The organism is Streptomyces sp. NPDC102402, from assembly GCF_044765765.1.
GTDB lineage: Bacteria > Actinomycetota > Actinomycetes > Streptomycetales > Streptomycetaceae > Streptomyces.
This window is the reverse complement of sequence record NZ_JBIWKR010000002.1, coordinates 305,454-320,392: the sequence shown is the minus strand read 5'-3', so window position 1 is coordinate 320,392 and position 14,939 is coordinate 305,454. Positions and strand designations below refer to the sequence as shown.

Genomic DNA, 14,939 nt, shown 5'->3' with positions numbered 1-14,939 from the left:
CTTTGCGCCGTACCCACCGCATACGACGCAAGGAGCCACACGTCATGGCCGACTCCAGTTTCGACATCGTCTCGAAGGTCGAGCGGCAGGAGGTCGACAACGCCCTCAACCAGGCCGCCAAGGAGATCTCCCAGCGCTACGACTTCAAGGGCACGGGCGCGTCGATCTCCTGGTCGGGCGAGAAGATCCTCATGGAGGCGAACGGCGAGGAGCGGGTGAAGGCGATCCTCGACATCTTCCAGTCCAAGCTGATCAAGCGCGGGATCTCCCTGAAGTCGCTGGACGCGGGCGAACCGCAGCTGTCCGGCAAGGAGTACAAGATCTTCGCCACGATCGAGGAGGGCATCTCCCAGGAGAACGCCAAGAAGGTGGCGAAGATCATCCGCGATGAGGGTCCGAAGGGTGTCAAGGCACTGGTCCAGGGCGACGAACTGCGCGTCAGTTCCAAGAGCCGGGACGACCTGCAGGAGGTGCAGGCGCTCATCAAGGGCAAGGACCTCGACTTCGCGGTTCAGTTCGCGAACTACCGGTAGAGAGGGTTCGCTGCTTCGCGTGCAGCGAGTCGCCGGGCGGGGCGGGGCGTGCCATGTGGCGCTCCCCGCCCCGTTGCCGTATCCGCAGCCGGGGTGGTCAGCGGCGGTCGCGGGAGTTGCCGAAGAGCAGGCGGTAGGCGATCAGCAGCACGAGGGATCCGGCGACGGCGGCCACCCAGGTCGCCGCGTCGAAGAAGTCGGTGCTGATGGGGCGGTCCAGGAAGCGCGATGACAGCCACCCCCCGAGGAAGGCACCCACGATGCCTATGAGGGTGGTGCCGATGATGCCGCCGGGATCGCGGCCCGGCAGGAGGATTTTGGCTATGGCGCCGGCCAGCAGCCCGAGGATGATCCAGCTGATGATGCTCATGTTCGCGTTCCTACCCGTCACTCGTTCCTGCAAGCAGTGACGCCTTCAGGACGGGTGCGGTTGCCGGCCGGCTGTTCCGCTAGTGGCCGACGAGCGGCTGGTCGCTCGGGACGATCTCCTTGCCGAACGGCATCAGCGACACCGGGATGAGCTTGAAGTTCGCGATGCCCAGCGGGATGCCGATGATCGTGACGCACAGGGCGATGCCGGTGAAGATGTGGCCGAGGGCGAGCCACCAGCCCGCCAGGATGACCCAGAGGACGTTGCCGATGAGGGAGCCGCCTCCGGCGCCGGGACGGTCCACGACGGTGCGGCCGAAGGGCCACAGCGCGTAGACGCCGATACGGAACGCGGCCACGCCGAAGGGGATGCCGATGATCGTGATGCAGAGCAGGAGCCCGGCGGCGATGTAGCCCAGGAACATCCACAGTCCGCACAGGACCAGCCAAATGACGTTCAGGATTGCGTTCATGGTCGATACCCTGCCATCTGCTCGAGTCGGGCGATGCGTTCAGCCATGGGCGGGTGGGTGGAGAACATCTTGGACATGCCCTGGCCGGGACGGAACGGGTTCGCGATCATCATGTGGCTCGCGGTCTCGATCCGCGGTTCGGGGGGGAGCGGAAGCTGTTTGGTCCCGGCTTCGAGCTTGCGCAGGGCCGACGCCAGGGCGAGCGGGTCACCGGTGAGCTGAGCCCCGGACGCGTCGGCCTGGTACTCACGGGAACGGCTCACGGCGAGCTGGATCACGGAGGCGGCGAGCGGACCGAGGATCATGATCAGGAGCATTCCGAGGAGCCCGGGGCCGTCGTCGTCGTCGGACCGCCCGACGGGGATGAGCCAGGCGAAGTTGACCAGGAACATGACGACGGAGGCGAGGGCGCCCGCGACGGACGAGATGAGGATGTCGCGGTTGTAGACATGGCTCAGCTCGTGGCCGAGGACGCCGCGCAGCTCGCGCTCGTCGAGGATCTGGAGGATGCCTTCGGTGCAGCACACGGCGGCGTTGCGCGGGTTGCGGCCGGTGGCGAACGCGTTGGGCGCCTGCGTCGGGGAGATGTAGAGCCGGGGCATGGGCTGGCGGGCCGCCGTCGATAGCTCGCGGACGGTGCGGTAGAGCTGCGGTGCCTCGAACTCGCTGACCGGCCGGGCACGCATGGCACGCAGGGCGAGCTTGTCGCTGTTCCAGTACGCGTAGGCGTTGGTGGCCAGCGCGACGAAGAGGGCCACGATCAGCCCGGTGCGTCCGAAGAAACTGCCGATGACGATGATGAGGGCCGAGAGGCCCCCGAGGAGTACAGCGGTTTTCAGCCCGTTGTGCCGGCGGTGCACGGTACGCCCTCCAAGTGGTGCAGCAGGGGAACCCTTGCTCGGTGGTGCTCCACTCCCCAGTGGAGCCTCCTGTACTGGTCAACGCGAGGCGAAGGAAGCTAGTTCCCTTGTGCGAGGCGGCCGGGGCACAAGCGGCAGGGGCGGATCCTGGTGGATCCGCCCCTGGGCCGTACGGGTGGTGGTGCCGCGCGGGACGGGTGGCCCCTGCCGCGGCGGGTGTCAGCGCTGGGCGGGCAGTCCCGCGAGCGCGCGTGCCTCGGAGTCCGGCTCGACTTCGCTGGTGCAGTGGGCGCAGCGGCTGGCGATGGAGGGGATCTCGCTGAAGCAGTGGGGGCAGTCGCGGAGGGCGGCCTTGATGTCGGCCGCCTTCTCCTCCTCCTTGGCCGTGAAGCGGTTCTGGACCTTGGCCATCGGGAGGACGACCAGGAAGTAGAGCACCGCGGCGGTGATGAGGAAGGCGATCGCGGCGCTGATGAAGAGGCCGTAGGGGAACTTCACGCCGTCGACGGTGTAGGTGGCCTTGCTGAAGTCGCCGGTGCCCCGGGTGAACAGACCGATCAGCGGCACGATGAACGCGTTGCTGAAGCCCGTGACCACGGCGGTGAAGGCGGCTCCCACGGCGAGGCCGATGGCCATGGAGATGACGTTCCCGCGGAGGATGAAGTCCTTGAACCCGTTCAGCACCGCTCTGGCTCCCTCTGTGTTCTTCACGTCGCGCTCTTCATGTCGTACCGTGCTGCGTCCCCTTCTAGTGACGCGTGCACGCATGACCATGCCCTGTGCGCGGCTCCCCGGGCAAGCCGGTCGGAGCCGCTCAGAAGAGGCTGACGGCGGCGAACCGGAGGATGAGCTGGGGAGCGCCGGACAGTGTGATTCCGGCTACGGCGGTGAGGGCGATCGCCAGGGTGAGCGGGGCGGGGACCCGGTGCGAGGGCGCCGTGGGCGCCGTCTCGGCGGGCGTGTCCGTCCCGGGGGCCCGGAAGAGCGCGGCTGTCCACTGGAGGTAGTAGTACAGCGCGATCACCACGTTGACGGCCATGACCACGGCGAGCCAGCCGAGTCCCGCGTCGACGGCCGCGGAGAAGACCGTGACCTTGGCGAAGAGGCCGATGATGCCGGGAGGCAGGCCCGCGAGGCAGAGGAGGAAGAAGCCCAGGGCGAGCGCCGCCAGGGGCCGGGTCGCGTACAGGCCGCGGTAGTCGCTGAGGCGGTTGCCGGGATGGCTGCGGGCGACCAGGGCGGCGACCGCGAAGGCTCCGAGGTTCACCACGGCGTACATGAGCGCGTAGGCGACGGTCGAGCCGGTCTGTGCGTCGCCGGCGTACGCGGATGCCGCGATCGGGACGAGGAGGTAGCCGGCCTGGCCGACGGACGACCAGGCGAGGAGGCGTACGGCGCTCCGGGCGCGGGTGGCGTTCTGGCGGAGCGCGGCGAGGTTGCCGATGGTCATGGTGAGCGCGGCGAGGACCGCCAGGGCGGGGCCCCAGACGTCGGCGTACGACGGGAAGCCGATGACCGTGACGAGGATCAGGCCGGAGAAGCCCACCGCCTTGCCGACGACGGAGAGGTACGCGGCGATCGGAAGCGGGGCCCCCACATAGGTGTCGGGCACCCAGAAGTGGAACGGTGCGGCGGCCGTCTTGAAGGCGAAGCCGACGAGGGTGAGGGCGACGCCCGCCTCGGCGAGGGTGGAGAACCTGCCCGGTACGTCGTCGAGCCGGGTGGCGATCTCCGTGAGGTGCATGGTCCCGGTGGTGGCGTAGACGAAGCTGACGCCGAGGAGCATGACGGCGGTGGCGACGACCGAGGAGAGGAAGAACTTCAGGGCGGCCTCGGAGGAGCGCCGGTCGCCCCGCTTGATGCCGACGAGGGCGAAGGCGGGCAGCGAGGCCACTTCGAGGGCGACGACGAGGGTGGCCAGGTCCCGGGCCGCGGGCAGGAGTGCGGCGCCCGCGGCGGAGGAGAGCAGCAGGAACCAGAACTCGCCGGCGGGGAGCTTGCGGGTGTCGCCGATCGAGAGCAGCGCGGTGAGCAGTGCGCCGCCGAGCACGAGTGCCTGGATGACGAGCGCGAAGTGGTCGGCGGTGTAGCTGCAGGCCTGGGTCCCGCCGGTGAGGCAGAAGGTGGAGCGGTCCCCGGCGCGCAGCGGGACGGTCATGGCGAGCGCGGCGGCGAGCCCGGCGACGGCTCCGTAGCCGAGGAGCGGCTTGTGCCGTTCCGCGGTGAAGAGGTCGGCGACGAGGACGAGCAGTGCCACGGACGCCGCGATGACGGGGGGTGCGATCGCGAGCCAGTCGACGGACTGGACGAGGCTTGCCGCCCCGGTTGCGCTGTCGGCTGCCACGGTCACGACTTGCCTCCTGCGAGGAGCTTCTGCACGGCCGGGTCGGTGAGGCCGAGGAGGACGGCGGGCCAGAGTCCGGCGAGGACGGTCAGGGCGGCGAGCGGGGTCCAGGCGGCGATTTCGTAGCGCTGGATGTCGGCGACCGGGTGGGGCTGCTCACGGTGCTCACCCATGCAGACGCGGCGTACGACGATCAGCATGTACGCGGCGGTGAGCAGGGTGCCGAGGGCGCCGATCGCCATGAAGGTGAGGAAGGCGGGGCGGCTGAGCCCTTCGGCCGGGTCGAAGGCGCCGAAGAGGGTGAGCATCTCGCCCCAGAATCCGGCGAGGCCGGGGAGTCCGAGCGAGGCGACGGCGGCGAAGGCGAGGAGGCCGCCGAGCCGGGGGGCGCGGCCGTAGAGAGCGGCGCCGGTGGCTCCGGCCAGGGTGTCGAGGTCCGCTGTGCCGTAGCGGTCCTTGACGGCGCCGACCAGGAAGAACAGCAGGCCGGTGATGAGGCCGTGGGCGATGTTCGCGAAGAGCGCGCCGTTCACGCCGGTCGGTGTCATCGTCGCGATGCCGAGGAGCACGAAGCCCATGTGGCCCACGGAGGAGTAGGCGATCAGGCGCTTGAGGTCGCCCTTGGCCCCGGGGCGTGCGAGGGCGAGGCAGGCCAGGGATCCGTAGATGATCCCGACGACGGCGAACGCGGCGAGGTAGGGCGCGAAGGTCTGCATCCCGTCGGGTGTGACGGGGAGGAGGATCCGCACGAATCCGTACGTACCCATCTTGAGCAGGACGCCGGCGAGGAGGACGGAGCCGACGGTGGGGGCCGCGGTGTGGGCGTCGGGCAGCCAGCTGTGCAGGGGCCACATCGGGGTCTTCACCGCGAGCCCGATCCCGACCGCGAGTACGGCGATGACCTGCACTGATGTGGTGAGGCCACGGCCGTTGTCAGTGGCGAGTGCCACCATGTCGAAGGTGCCGCTCTTCAGTCCGATGAGGAGCAGCCCGAGCAGCATGATCACGGAGCCGAGCAGCGTGTAGAGGATGAACTTCCAGGCGGCGGGCTGCTTCCGGTCGCCGCCCCAGCGGGCGATGAGGAAGTACATCGGGATGAGGACCATCTCGAAGGCCAGGAAGAACAGGATCAGGTCGAGGACGGCGAAGGTCGCGAGGGTGCCGGACTCGAGCACGAGGACGAGAGCGACGAAGGCCTTCGGGGAGGGGCCCGCGGGAAGCTTGAAGTAGCTGTGGAGCGCGCAGAGGAAGGTCAGCAGCGCGGTCAGCACGAGAAGGGGGAGCGAGATGCCGTCGGTGCCGAGGTGGATCCGGACGTCGAGTGCCGGGATCCAGCTGATGTCCGTGGTGGCCTGCATCTTCGACGGGTGGTCGTGGTCGAAGCCCGCGGCCAGGACGAGCACGGCCAGGAGGACGGCCCCGGTGACGGTCACACCGTGGCGGAGTACGGCCTGGTCGGGGTTCCTGCCCTTGAGTCCGGGCGGTGCGGGCAGGAGGGCCGCGACCGCGCCGAGGAGCGGGGCGACGACGACGAACGCCAGAAGGAACTGCATCACGGATGCGCTGATATCGAACACGGCTCACGCCCCGGCGTAGACGTTGGCAAAGACGACGGCGGCGATCGCCAGGACAAGGGTTCCGGCGAGCAGCGCGCCGAGGTAGGTCTGCACGTTGCCGGTCTGGGCGCGGCGGACCACGGTGCCGAGTCCGCGGGCGATGCTGCCCGAGCCGCGTACGTAGGTGTCGACGACCTCGCGGTCCAGGAACCGGACGAGCCGGGCGGCGGCCCCGACGGGGCGGACGAACACGGCGGTGTACAGGGCGTCGAGGTGGAAGCCGGTCACCGCGTGGCGGTGCAGCGGGCCCAGCAGGAGACGGCCGGGGTCCGTGGGGTCCGGTGCGTCCGCGATGGTGCCGTACACCGCTGTGTGCGAGGCGATCGCCTCGGCCTCGACGAGCGCGGGTTCGGCGTCGGGGTGGGCGGTGACCGCGCCGACCGGAGGACGATCGGCGAGCGCCGTGGTGTGACGCCACGCCCCGTAGGTGACGAGTCCGCCGACGAGCCCGACGCCGGTGGAGAGGACGGCGGTCGTGAGGGAGGGGGTGAGGCTGTGTCCGTCGAACCAGTCGGTGAGGGTGCCGGCGGCGAGGCCGAAGGCGATCGTGGGGACGGCGAGGACCCAGAGGACGGAGGTCATCGCGACGGGCTGCCTGCCGTGGTCGGGGGCCTCGGGGCCGCGCCCGCGGAAGGCGAGGAGCCACAGCCGCACGGCGTAGGCGGCGGTGAGGACCGCGGCGAGGAGTCCGGCGACGAGGATCGTCCAGCCTGCCGCGGCCGGTGCGACGTCGCGGTCTCCGAAGGCGGTGTGCTCGGCGGCGACGAGAACGGCTTCCTTGGAGAAGAAGCCCGCGAACGGGGGAATGGCGGCGAGGGCGAGAAGGGCGACGGTCATCGTCCAGTAGGCGTCCGGGATGCGCTTGGTCAGTCCGCCCATGCGGGACATGGCGGCGAGTGAGTTGGTGCCCGCCGCGTGGATGACGACGCCCGCCGCGAGGAAGAGGACGGCCTTGAACGCACCGTGCGACAGGAGGTGGAAGACGGCGGCCCCGCGGTCGCCGACGGCCAGGGCGCCGGACATGTAGCCGAGCTGGCCGATCGTCGAGTAGGCGAGGACGCGCTTGATGTCGTCCTGCGCGAGGGCGGCGAGACCGGAGCCGATCATGGTGACGGCCGCCATCACGGCGAGGACGACGAGGGCGGCGCCGGAGGCGGCGAAGACGGGCAGCAGCCGGGCTACGAAGTAGATGCCGGCGGCGACCATCGTCGCGGCGTGGATCAGCGCGGAGACGGGGGTGGGGCCGGCCATCGCGTCGGGCAGCCAGGTGTGCAGGGGGAACTGCGCGGACTTGCCCGCGACGCCGGCGAGGAGCAGCAGCGCGATGAGGGTGGGGTGGTCGAGTCCGCCGTCGGTGACTGCGGCCAGGATGCCGGTGATGCGGAAGGTTCCGGTGTCCGCGGCGAGCGCGAACAGGCCGATGAGGAACGGCACGTCGCCGAGCTTGGTGACGAGGAAGGCCTTGAGGGAGGCGGCGCGCGCCTCGGGCGTCTCCCAGTAGTGCCCCACGAGGAAGTACGAGCAGATGCCCATGATCTCCCAGCCGACCAGGAGCACCATGAGGTCGCCGGAGTAGACGACGAGCAGCATCGCGGAGGTGAAGAGGGAGACGAGGGCCGCGTAGGAGGGGTAGCGGGCGTCGTCCTTGAGATACGCCGTCGAGTAGATCTGTACGCAGGTGGCGACGAGCCCCACGAGGACGGCGACGAGGACGGCGAAGCCGTCGAGGTGCAGGGCCAGGTCGATCGGGACGGAGCCGGTGGGGGTGAGCTGCGTCGAGGCGTCGAGGGGCCGGCCCCCGCCCTGGCGCGCGGCGACGACGACCGCGAGGACCGCGGCGGTCAGGGTCGGCAGGACGGCGAGAGGGCGGACGAAGCCGGGTGCGCTCCGGCCCAGGAGGAGTCCTGCGGCTGTACCGAGGAAGGGGAGAAGGGGGACGAGGACGGCGAGGGTCGTGGTGGTCACGCGGTGGCCTCTGCCTTCTTTGCCTTCCCTGCCGGAGCAGTGGGCTGGTCTGCGGTGCTGTCCTCGGCGGCGGCAGCGTCGTCGTCGTCGTCGGGAAGCGTTTCGGCGTCGTCGGTCTCCGCGGTGTCACGAAGACGGTCGACGTCCGAGCTGCCGCGGTTGCGGTACACGGCAAGGACGATCGCGAGGCCGATGCCGATCTCTGCCGCCGCGATGGCGATCGTGAACAGGGTGAGGGCCTGGCCCGCGTGGAGCGCGTCGCGGAGCCAGACGTCGAAGGCGACCAGATTGAGGTTGACGGCGTTGAGCATGAGCTCGACGGACATCAGGACGAGGATCGCGTTGCGGCGGGCCAGGACGCCGTACAGCCCGGTGCAGAAGAGGAGGACGGCGAGTACGGCGGGATAGGCGAGGTGCATCAGCTCTTGTCCTCCCTGTGCGCGGCAGGTCGTTCCACGACGCTGCGGCGGTCCTTGCGGGAGAGGACGATCGCTCCGACGAGGGCGGCGAGCAGCAGGACGGAGAGCGCTTCGAAGGGCAGCACCCAGTGCCTGAAGAGGAACTCCCCGGAAGCCTTGGTGGAGCCCTGGGCCGGACCGTCCAGGTTGATCCAGGTCGTGCGGAACGCGTCCACGACGACCCAGACGAGGGCGCCGGCAGCGGCGACCGAGGCGCCGAGGGCGATCCACCGGTTGTCCGAGTCCGCGTCCGGGGAACGGCCGATGGGGGCTCTGGTGAGCATCAGCCCGAAGAGGAGGAGGACGACGATGGAGCCGACGTAGATCAGCACCTGCACCCATGCGATGAACTCGGCGGTCAGCAGCAGGTACTCCACCGCGATGCCGCCGAGTGCCACCACGAGCCAGAGGGCCGCGTGCACGAGCTGCTTCGTCGTGACGGTGATCAGGGCAGCGCCGAGGGTGGCGAGGCCGACGAGGACGAAGGCGATCTCGACGCCGGTCGGGGAGAGGAAGCCGGGATGGCCGGCGGCGGCCGCGAGGGTCACTCCTGCCCCTCCTGTTCCGCGTCCTGAATCTGCTGGGCTTCCTGGGCCTGCTGGGCTTCCTGGGCCTGTTGGGCTTCCTGGGCCTGGAGCTTGTCGGCCGTCTTGCGGGCGGCGGCGATCTCCTTGGGCTCCTCGGCTCCCGGGTCGAGCGCGGGCGGCTCGGGAACGGTCCACATCCACTCGCGGAGCTTGTCCCGCTCGTGGGTGAGTTCGTGGATGTCCGTCTCCGCGTACTCGAATTCGGGCGACCAGAACAGCGCGTCGAAAGGACACACCTCGATGCAGATACCGCAGTACATGCAGAGGGCGAAGTCGATCGCGAAGCGGTCCAGGACGTTGCGGCTGCGCTCGCGGCCGCCGGGTGCGGCTGCGGGCATCGTCTCCTTGTGGGAGTCGATGTAGATGCACCAGTCGGGGCATTCACGGGCGCAGAGCATGCAGACCGTGCAGTTCTCCTCGAACAGCCCGATGACGCCCCGGGTGCGGGGCGGCAGTTCGGGCTGGACGTCCGGGTACTGCGCGGTGACCGTGCGCTTCGTCATGGTCCGCAGGGTGACGGCAAGACCCTTGGCCAGGCCTGAGCCGGGAATCGGGGGCACTAGTTGATCGCCACCTTCACGATGCCGGTGAGCGCGATCTGCGCGAGGGCGAGGGGGATGAGTGTGGTCCAGGCGAGCTTCTGCAGCTGGTCCTCGCGCAGGCGGGGGTAGGTGACCCGGAGCCAGATGACGACGAACGCGAGAACGGCTGTCTTGAGCAGGGTCCAGACCCAGCCGAGCCCGTCGGCGCCGAGCGGTCCGTGCCATCCACCGAGGAAGAGGACGGTCGTCAGACCGCACAGGACGACGATTCCGGCGTACTCGGCGAGCAGGAAGAGGGCGAAGCGAAGGCCCGTGTACTCGGTGTACGCCCCGAAGATGATCTCCGAGTCGGCGACCGGCATGTCGAAGGGCGGGCGCTGGAGTTCGGCGAGTCCCGCCACGAAGAAGACCAAGGCGCCGACGATCTGCCAGGGCAGCCACCACCACTCGAAGGCGTTGAGGATGCCGGGGAGCGAGACGGTGCCGGCCGCCATGGCCACGGAGGCGGCGGCGAGCAGCATCGGCAGTTCGTACGCGAGGAGCTGCGCGGCGGTACGGAGACCGCCGAGGAGGGAGAACTTGTTGGCCGAGGCCCAGCCCGCCATCAGCGAGCCCAGCACGCCGACCCCCATGACGGCCAGCACGAAGAAGATGCCGGCGTCGACGACCTGGCCGACCGCTCCCTCGCTGGGGCCGATCGGGATGGCGACGATCACGAGGAGGTACGGGAGCAGGGCGACGGCGGGGGCCATCTGGAAGATGCGGCGGTCCGCGTCCGCCGGGACGACGTCTTCCTTCTGGGCGAACTTCACCCCGTCCGCGACCAGCTGCGCCCAGCCGTGGAACCCGCCGGCGTACATGGGGCCGAGGCGGCCCTGCATGTGGGCCATCACCTTGTGCTCGGCCTGGCCCACGACGAGTGGAACCACCATGAACACGGCGAAGACGATGACGAGGCGGAGGGCGACGTCGAGTACGTCGTTCACGCGGCATCGCCTCCGGAGGGACGGTCGGGACCGGCGGAACGGTCGCTTCGGGACGAGGAATCGGGGGCGGGCTCGGGCTCAGGATCGGACTCGGACTCGGACTCGGAGGCACTGTCCGGACCGCGCTCGGGGTCGCTGTCCGGGGCGTGGTCCGGAACGCGACCGGCGTCGTCCCGGCCGGAGGATTCCGAGGGCTCGGACTCCGGCACAGGCTCGGGCTCAGATGCCGGTGCGGGTGCCGGGTCCGGCTCGGGCTCAGACGCCGGCGCAGGCTCAGACCCCGGTGCGGGCTCGGACCCCGGCTCGGGCTCAGACGCCGACACAGGCTCAGACCCCGGTGCGGGCTCAGACGCCGACACAGGCTCAGACCCCGGTGCGGGCTCAGACGCCGGCTCGGGCTCAGACGCCGGTGCGGGCTCAGACGCCGACACAGGCTCAGACCCCGGTGCGGGCTCGGACCCCGGCTCGGGCTCAGACGCCGGCTCGGGCTCAGACGCCAGCACAGGCTCGGACCCCGGTGCGGGTGCTGTCGTTTCAGCGTCCGGCGCGGGCTCCGCGGGCGCAGGAGGTCGCTCCCCCGCCGACTGCTTCGGGGGCTCGTCGAACGCGGGCCGCGCGTCATGCCAGGGCGCGTCGGCGCTGCCTGCCGCGCCCGCCCGGCGGGCGGCGGCGTCCCGCGCGGCGTCGGGGTCCGGCGTACCGGCAGGAGGTGTGGCCGCCGGGCCGGTGGCCTGGCTCGCCGAGCCCTGCGAGGCGCTGCGGCTGCGGCGCGGAGGCGCCGCCTGCGGGGACTCCGCCGCGTCGGGGCGCTGCGCCGCCGAGCCCTCACTCGCACTGCGGGCCCGGCGCACGGGGCGGTCGCCCGCCGCGCGCGGAGGGGCGCCCGCGCCCGCCGCGCGGGCCCCGCGGGCCGGGCGGGCCGGGGCGGGCGGGAGCTGTCCCTTGAGCGGGCCCCATTCGTTGGGATCGGGTACCCCGGGCGGCAGCATCGTGCGTCGCTTGGGCCCGCCGTGCTCCGACTCGCCCGGTTCCTTCGCCCCCGGCCAGGCCTTGGCGACGCGGGCCGCCAGAACGAAGTCCTTGCGCAGCGGGTGGCCCTCGAAGGCCTCCGGCAGCAGCAGGGGGACCAGATGCGGGTGGTCCTCGAAGACGACGCCGAACATCTCGTGCGTCTCGCGCTCGTGCCACGCCGCGCCCGCGTAGACGCCTACGGCGGTGGGCAGGGTGGCCGCGTCGTGCGGGACGGTCGTACGGAGCAGCAGGCGCCGGACCGTGCCGTCGCCGAGGGCGGCGACGTGGGCGCACACGCGGAAGCCGGTGCCCGGTTCGTCGACGGCGCTCAGCCAGTCGAAGTAGGTGCAGCCGAGCTCGTCGCGGGCCGTCTCGAGGGCGGCGGTCCAGACCGCGGCGGGGACGTCGACGGTCAGCAGGTCGTACGCGTGCGTGGCCGTGGCGTCCGCTCCGAAGACATCGGTGACGGCGTCGGGCAGCCGGTCGTAGGTGTCCGAGGCGGTCACTTCCCCTCCTCCCCCGGTGTCTTCGGGGCTGCGACGAGACCGCTGCGCAGGGCCGCGGCCGAGGGGCGGGCCGTGTCCTCGGTGGCGTACCGCTCGGCGAGCGATTCGCGGGCGATCTTCTCCTGGAGCTTGAGGATGCCCTGCAGGAGCGCCTCGGGCCGGGGCGGGCAGCCGGGGACGTAGACGTCGACGGGGATGATCTGGTCGACGCCCTTCGTCACGGAGTACGAGTCCCAGTACGGGCCGCCGCAGTTGGAGCAGGCGCCGAAGGAGATGACGTACTTCGGTTCGGGCATCTGCTCGTACAGCCGCTTCACGGCCGGGGCCATCTTGTCCGTCACCGTGCCGGACACGACCATCAGGTCGGCCTGCCGGGGGCCGGGGGCGAACGGGATGACGCCGAGCCGGATGAAGTCGTGCCGTGCCATGGAAGCGGCGATGAACTCGATGGCGCAGCAGGCGAGTCCGAAGTTGAAGACCCAGAGGCTGTAGCGGCGGCCCCAGTTGAGGACCACCTTCATCGGTTCGGGTGCGAGCCGGGACAGCACACCGAGCTTCTTCGGCCCGGGCGTCGGCGGCTCGGGGGAGGTCGGCCCGGGCCGCAGCGTCGGATCGGGCAGCGACACGGGGGGTCCGGGGTTCGGCCGGCTCGTCACGCCCATTCGAGGACGCCCTTCTTCCATGCGTAGAGCAGTCCCACGGCCAGGAAACCGAGGAAGATGAACATCTCCACCAGCGTCGTCGCCCCGTACCCCGGGGCCGCGAACACCGTCGCCCACGGGAACAGGAAGATCGAGTCGACGGCGAAGATGACGTACAGGAAGGCGTACACGTAATAGCGAACCTGTGTGTGGGCCCACCCCTCCCCCACCGGGTCCACGCCGCATTCGTACGTGAGGAGTTTCTCCGGCGTCGGGACCACGGGCCTCAGCAGCCGGCCGGCGCCGAAGGCGACGGCGACGAACAGCACGCCCACCAGGGCGAGCAGTCCGACCACTGAGTAGCTCTGGAAGTAGTCCGACGCGAGAACGGTCGGTTCCGGCACGTCCGCCACGTCCGCCCCTCGCTCCCTCAACCTGTTCGACGGTCTGTACGCACGGGAGTCTAGGCCCTGTTAAAGAGATGGTAAGCAGCCCCGTCGCACAACAGGTGGGACAGGAGGTGACAGGGGAGCGGCGACGCGAGGTGGGGTTATCCCTACCCGGCGCCACCCACGAACCCCATGGCGCGGGCGCCGTCGGCCCGGCACGCTGGTCGTATGACCATGAGCCCCGCCCTGCCGGACAACGACCGGCCGCCGCCCGCGCGCTTCGCCTTCGACCGGTGGACGTGGAAGGAGATCGCCTATCTCCTGACCAGTCTGCCGATGGCGATCGCCGGGTTCGTGTACGCCGTGATCCTTGTCTCCGTGGGCGCCGGGCTCTCCGTGACCGTCATCGGACTGCCGCTGCTCGCGCTGGGGCTGCAGGGTGCGCGTGGGCTGGGCCGGGCCGAGCGAGCCCGGGCGCGGAGCATGCTCGGTGTGCGGATCGACGAACCCAGCCGGATGGCGCGGGGCAGGCGGGACCAGGGGTTCCTCAGCCGGCTGTGGTCGGGGCTGAAGGACCCGGTGGCCTGGCGGACGTTGCTGTATTCCTTCATGCGGCTGCCGTGGGGAGTGGCGACGTTCGCCGTGACACTGGTGGGCCTCTTCGTGCTCTGGCCGGTGCTCCCCTTCATCGCGCGCGGACTGACGAACGCGGACCGGGCGATGGCGCGGGCGCTGCTCTCGCCCTCCGACGAACTGGAGCGCAGGATCGCCGAGCTGGAGTCGGACCGGGGTGTGGTGGTGGACACGGCCGCCGCGGACCTGCGCCGCATCGAACGCGACCTCCACGACGGCGCCCAGGCACGACTCGTCGCCCTCGCCATGGGCCTGGGGCTGGCGAAGGAGAAACTGACCGACGACCCCGAAGCCGCCGCCCGCATGGTCGACGAGGCCCACGGCGAGGTCAAGGTCGCCCTCCAGGAACTCCGCGACCTCGCCCGCGGCATCCACCCCGCCGTCCTCACCGACCGCGGCCTCGACGCCGCACTCTCCGCCATCGCCTCCCGCTGCACCGTCCCCGTGAACGTCACCGTCGACCTCCACGCACGCCCCGCCCAGGCCATCGAAGGCATCGCCTACTTCACCGTCTCCGAACTCCTCCAGAACGTCAGCAAACACGCCCGCGCCACCCACGCCAAGGTCGACGTATGGCGAGCCCAGGACCGACTGATGCTCCAGGTCACCGACGACGGAAGGGGCGGGGCCCGGCTCGACGGCGGTACGGGCATGTCGGGGCTGGCGGAGCGGCTTGGCGCGGTCGACGGGCTGTTCGTCCTGGACTCCCCCGAGGGCGGCCCCACCACGGTCACCGCCGAACTGCCCTGGCGCGACCGGGCCGGCAACGGGTCCGAGCGGATCGGCGCGGCATGACCCCGGAGCGAGGCCCGACTCCCCCGACGCCCGCGCCCCGTGACCGCGTGGCGGGCCCGGCTCCCCGGCGCCCCGTGCCGCGTGCCCGCACGGAGCGCCCGCGCAACCGCCGGCAGATCGGCGGCCCCCGCCGGCCCCGCCGGTCCCCGTGGTGGGGAAAACCCCCTGCCGGATACGGAGACCGTCCTCATGGTGCGGGGCCCCTCCGCACAGCAGTCTTGAGTCATCAGC

The 14,939-nt window shown here is 70.8% G+C and carries 16 protein-coding genes; 2 read left to right on the top strand and 14 right to left on the bottom strand.

The genetic code is table 11. The features are described from left to right. Positions 1 to 44 precede the first annotated feature (44 nt). A complete protein-coding gene (locus ACIRJR_RS06295; protein ID WP_103517790.1) occupies positions 45 to 533 on the top strand; it encodes a YajQ family cyclic di-GMP-binding protein in 489 nt (162 codons plus the stop codon). Between the two features lie 97 nt (positions 534 to 630). Here ACIRJR_RS06295 and ACIRJR_RS06290 read toward each other — a convergent pair whose 3' ends face one another. The 14 genes from ACIRJR_RS06290 to ACIRJR_RS06225 all read right to left on the bottom strand — a co-directional run bounded on the left by ACIRJR_RS06290 (position 631) and on the right by ACIRJR_RS06225 (position 13,304). Further along, positions 631 to 903 (bottom strand): GlsB/YeaQ/YmgE family stress response membrane protein, encoded by a 273-nt coding sequence (locus tag ACIRJR_RS06290; protein WP_403774660.1) that lies wholly within the window; start codon positions 901 to 903, stop codon positions 631 to 633. A gap of 79 nt (positions 904 to 982) precedes the next feature. Further along, on the bottom strand, positions 983 to 1,375 hold the full coding sequence (locus ACIRJR_RS06285; RefSeq protein WP_403774657.1) for a YccF domain-containing protein: 393 nt from the start codon (positions 1,373 to 1,375) through the stop codon (positions 983 to 985). Continuing rightward, on the bottom strand, positions 1,372 to 2,235 hold the full coding sequence (gene htpX, locus ACIRJR_RS06280; protein ID WP_403774654.1) for a zinc metalloprotease HtpX: 864 nt from the start codon (positions 2,233 to 2,235) through the stop codon (positions 1,372 to 1,374). The genes ACIRJR_RS06285 and htpX overlap by 4 nt, the downstream gene beginning before the upstream one ends. Positions 2,236 to 2,454: 219 nt before the next feature. Beyond that, complete coding sequence (mscL, locus tag ACIRJR_RS06275; RefSeq protein WP_403776379.1) at positions 2,455 to 2,919, bottom strand: large conductance mechanosensitive channel protein MscL; 465 nt, start codon at positions 2,917 to 2,919, stop codon at positions 2,455 to 2,457. 130 nt (positions 2,920 to 3,049) lie between these two features. Beyond that, positions 3,050 to 4,585 carry an NADH-quinone oxidoreductase subunit N gene (locus tag ACIRJR_RS06270; RefSeq protein WP_403774651.1) on the bottom strand — a complete coding sequence of 512 codons (1,536 nt, stop codon included), beginning with the start codon at positions 4,583 to 4,585 and terminating at the stop codon, positions 3,050 to 3,052. After that, on the bottom strand, positions 4,582 to 6,132 hold the full coding sequence (locus ACIRJR_RS06265) for a NuoM family protein (protein WP_403776376.1): 1,551 nt from the start codon (positions 6,130 to 6,132) through the stop codon (positions 4,582 to 4,584). The genes ACIRJR_RS06270 and ACIRJR_RS06265 overlap by 4 nt, the downstream gene beginning before the upstream one ends. Positions 6,133 to 6,159: 27 nt before the next feature. Next, the gene (locus ACIRJR_RS06260) at positions 6,160 to 8,160 is read right to left on the bottom strand and encodes an NADH-quinone oxidoreductase subunit L (protein WP_403774648.1); all 2,001 of its coding nucleotides are present in this window, start codon (positions 8,158 to 8,160) and stop codon (positions 6,160 to 6,162) included. Further along, positions 8,157 to 8,579 carry an NADH-quinone oxidoreductase subunit NuoK gene (gene nuoK, locus ACIRJR_RS06255; RefSeq protein WP_403774645.1) on the bottom strand — a complete coding sequence of 141 codons (423 nt, stop codon included), beginning with the start codon at positions 8,577 to 8,579 and terminating at the stop codon, positions 8,157 to 8,159. The genes ACIRJR_RS06260 and nuoK overlap by 4 nt, the downstream gene beginning before the upstream one ends. After that, positions 8,579 to 9,166: an NADH-quinone oxidoreductase subunit J gene (locus ACIRJR_RS06250; protein ID WP_403774642.1), complete on the bottom strand. Its 588-nt coding sequence runs from the start codon at positions 9,164 to 9,166 to the stop codon at positions 8,579 to 8,581. The genes nuoK and ACIRJR_RS06250 overlap by 1 nt, the downstream gene beginning before the upstream one ends. Continuing rightward, on the bottom strand, positions 9,163 to 9,765 hold the full coding sequence (locus ACIRJR_RS06245; protein ID WP_403774639.1) for a NuoI/complex I 23 kDa subunit family protein: 603 nt from the start codon (positions 9,763 to 9,765) through the stop codon (positions 9,163 to 9,165). Before ACIRJR_RS06245 ends, ACIRJR_RS06250 begins: the two co-directional genes overlap by 4 nt. Next, positions 9,765 to 10,733, bottom strand: a complete 969-nt coding sequence (locus ACIRJR_RS06240) for an NADH-quinone oxidoreductase subunit H (RefSeq protein ID WP_403774636.1) — start codon at positions 10,731 to 10,733, stop codon at positions 9,765 to 9,767. The genes ACIRJR_RS06245 and ACIRJR_RS06240 overlap by 1 nt, the downstream gene beginning before the upstream one ends. After that, complete coding sequence (locus tag ACIRJR_RS06235; RefSeq protein ID WP_403774633.1) at positions 10,730 to 12,250, bottom strand: NADH-quinone oxidoreductase subunit C; 1,521 nt, start codon at positions 12,248 to 12,250, stop codon at positions 10,730 to 10,732. Before ACIRJR_RS06235 ends, ACIRJR_RS06240 begins: the two co-directional genes overlap by 4 nt. Next, positions 12,247 to 12,912 carry an NADH-quinone oxidoreductase subunit B gene (locus ACIRJR_RS06230; RefSeq protein ID WP_403774630.1) on the bottom strand — a complete coding sequence of 222 codons (666 nt, stop codon included), beginning with the start codon at positions 12,910 to 12,912 and terminating at the stop codon, positions 12,247 to 12,249. Before ACIRJR_RS06230 ends, ACIRJR_RS06235 begins: the two co-directional genes overlap by 4 nt. After that, complete coding sequence (locus ACIRJR_RS06225) at positions 12,903 to 13,304, bottom strand: NADH-quinone oxidoreductase subunit A (RefSeq protein WP_403774627.1); 402 nt, start codon at positions 13,302 to 13,304, stop codon at positions 12,903 to 12,905. Before ACIRJR_RS06225 ends, ACIRJR_RS06230 begins: the two co-directional genes overlap by 10 nt. A 204-nt stretch (positions 13,305 to 13,508) precedes the next feature. Here ACIRJR_RS06225 and ACIRJR_RS06220 point away from each other — a divergent pair, with 204 nt between their 5' ends. Next, a complete protein-coding gene (locus tag ACIRJR_RS06220) occupies positions 13,509 to 14,708 on the top strand; it encodes a sensor histidine kinase (RefSeq protein WP_403774624.1) in 1,200 nt (399 codons plus the stop codon). The last annotated feature ends 231 nt before the right edge of the window (positions 14,709 to 14,939 follow it).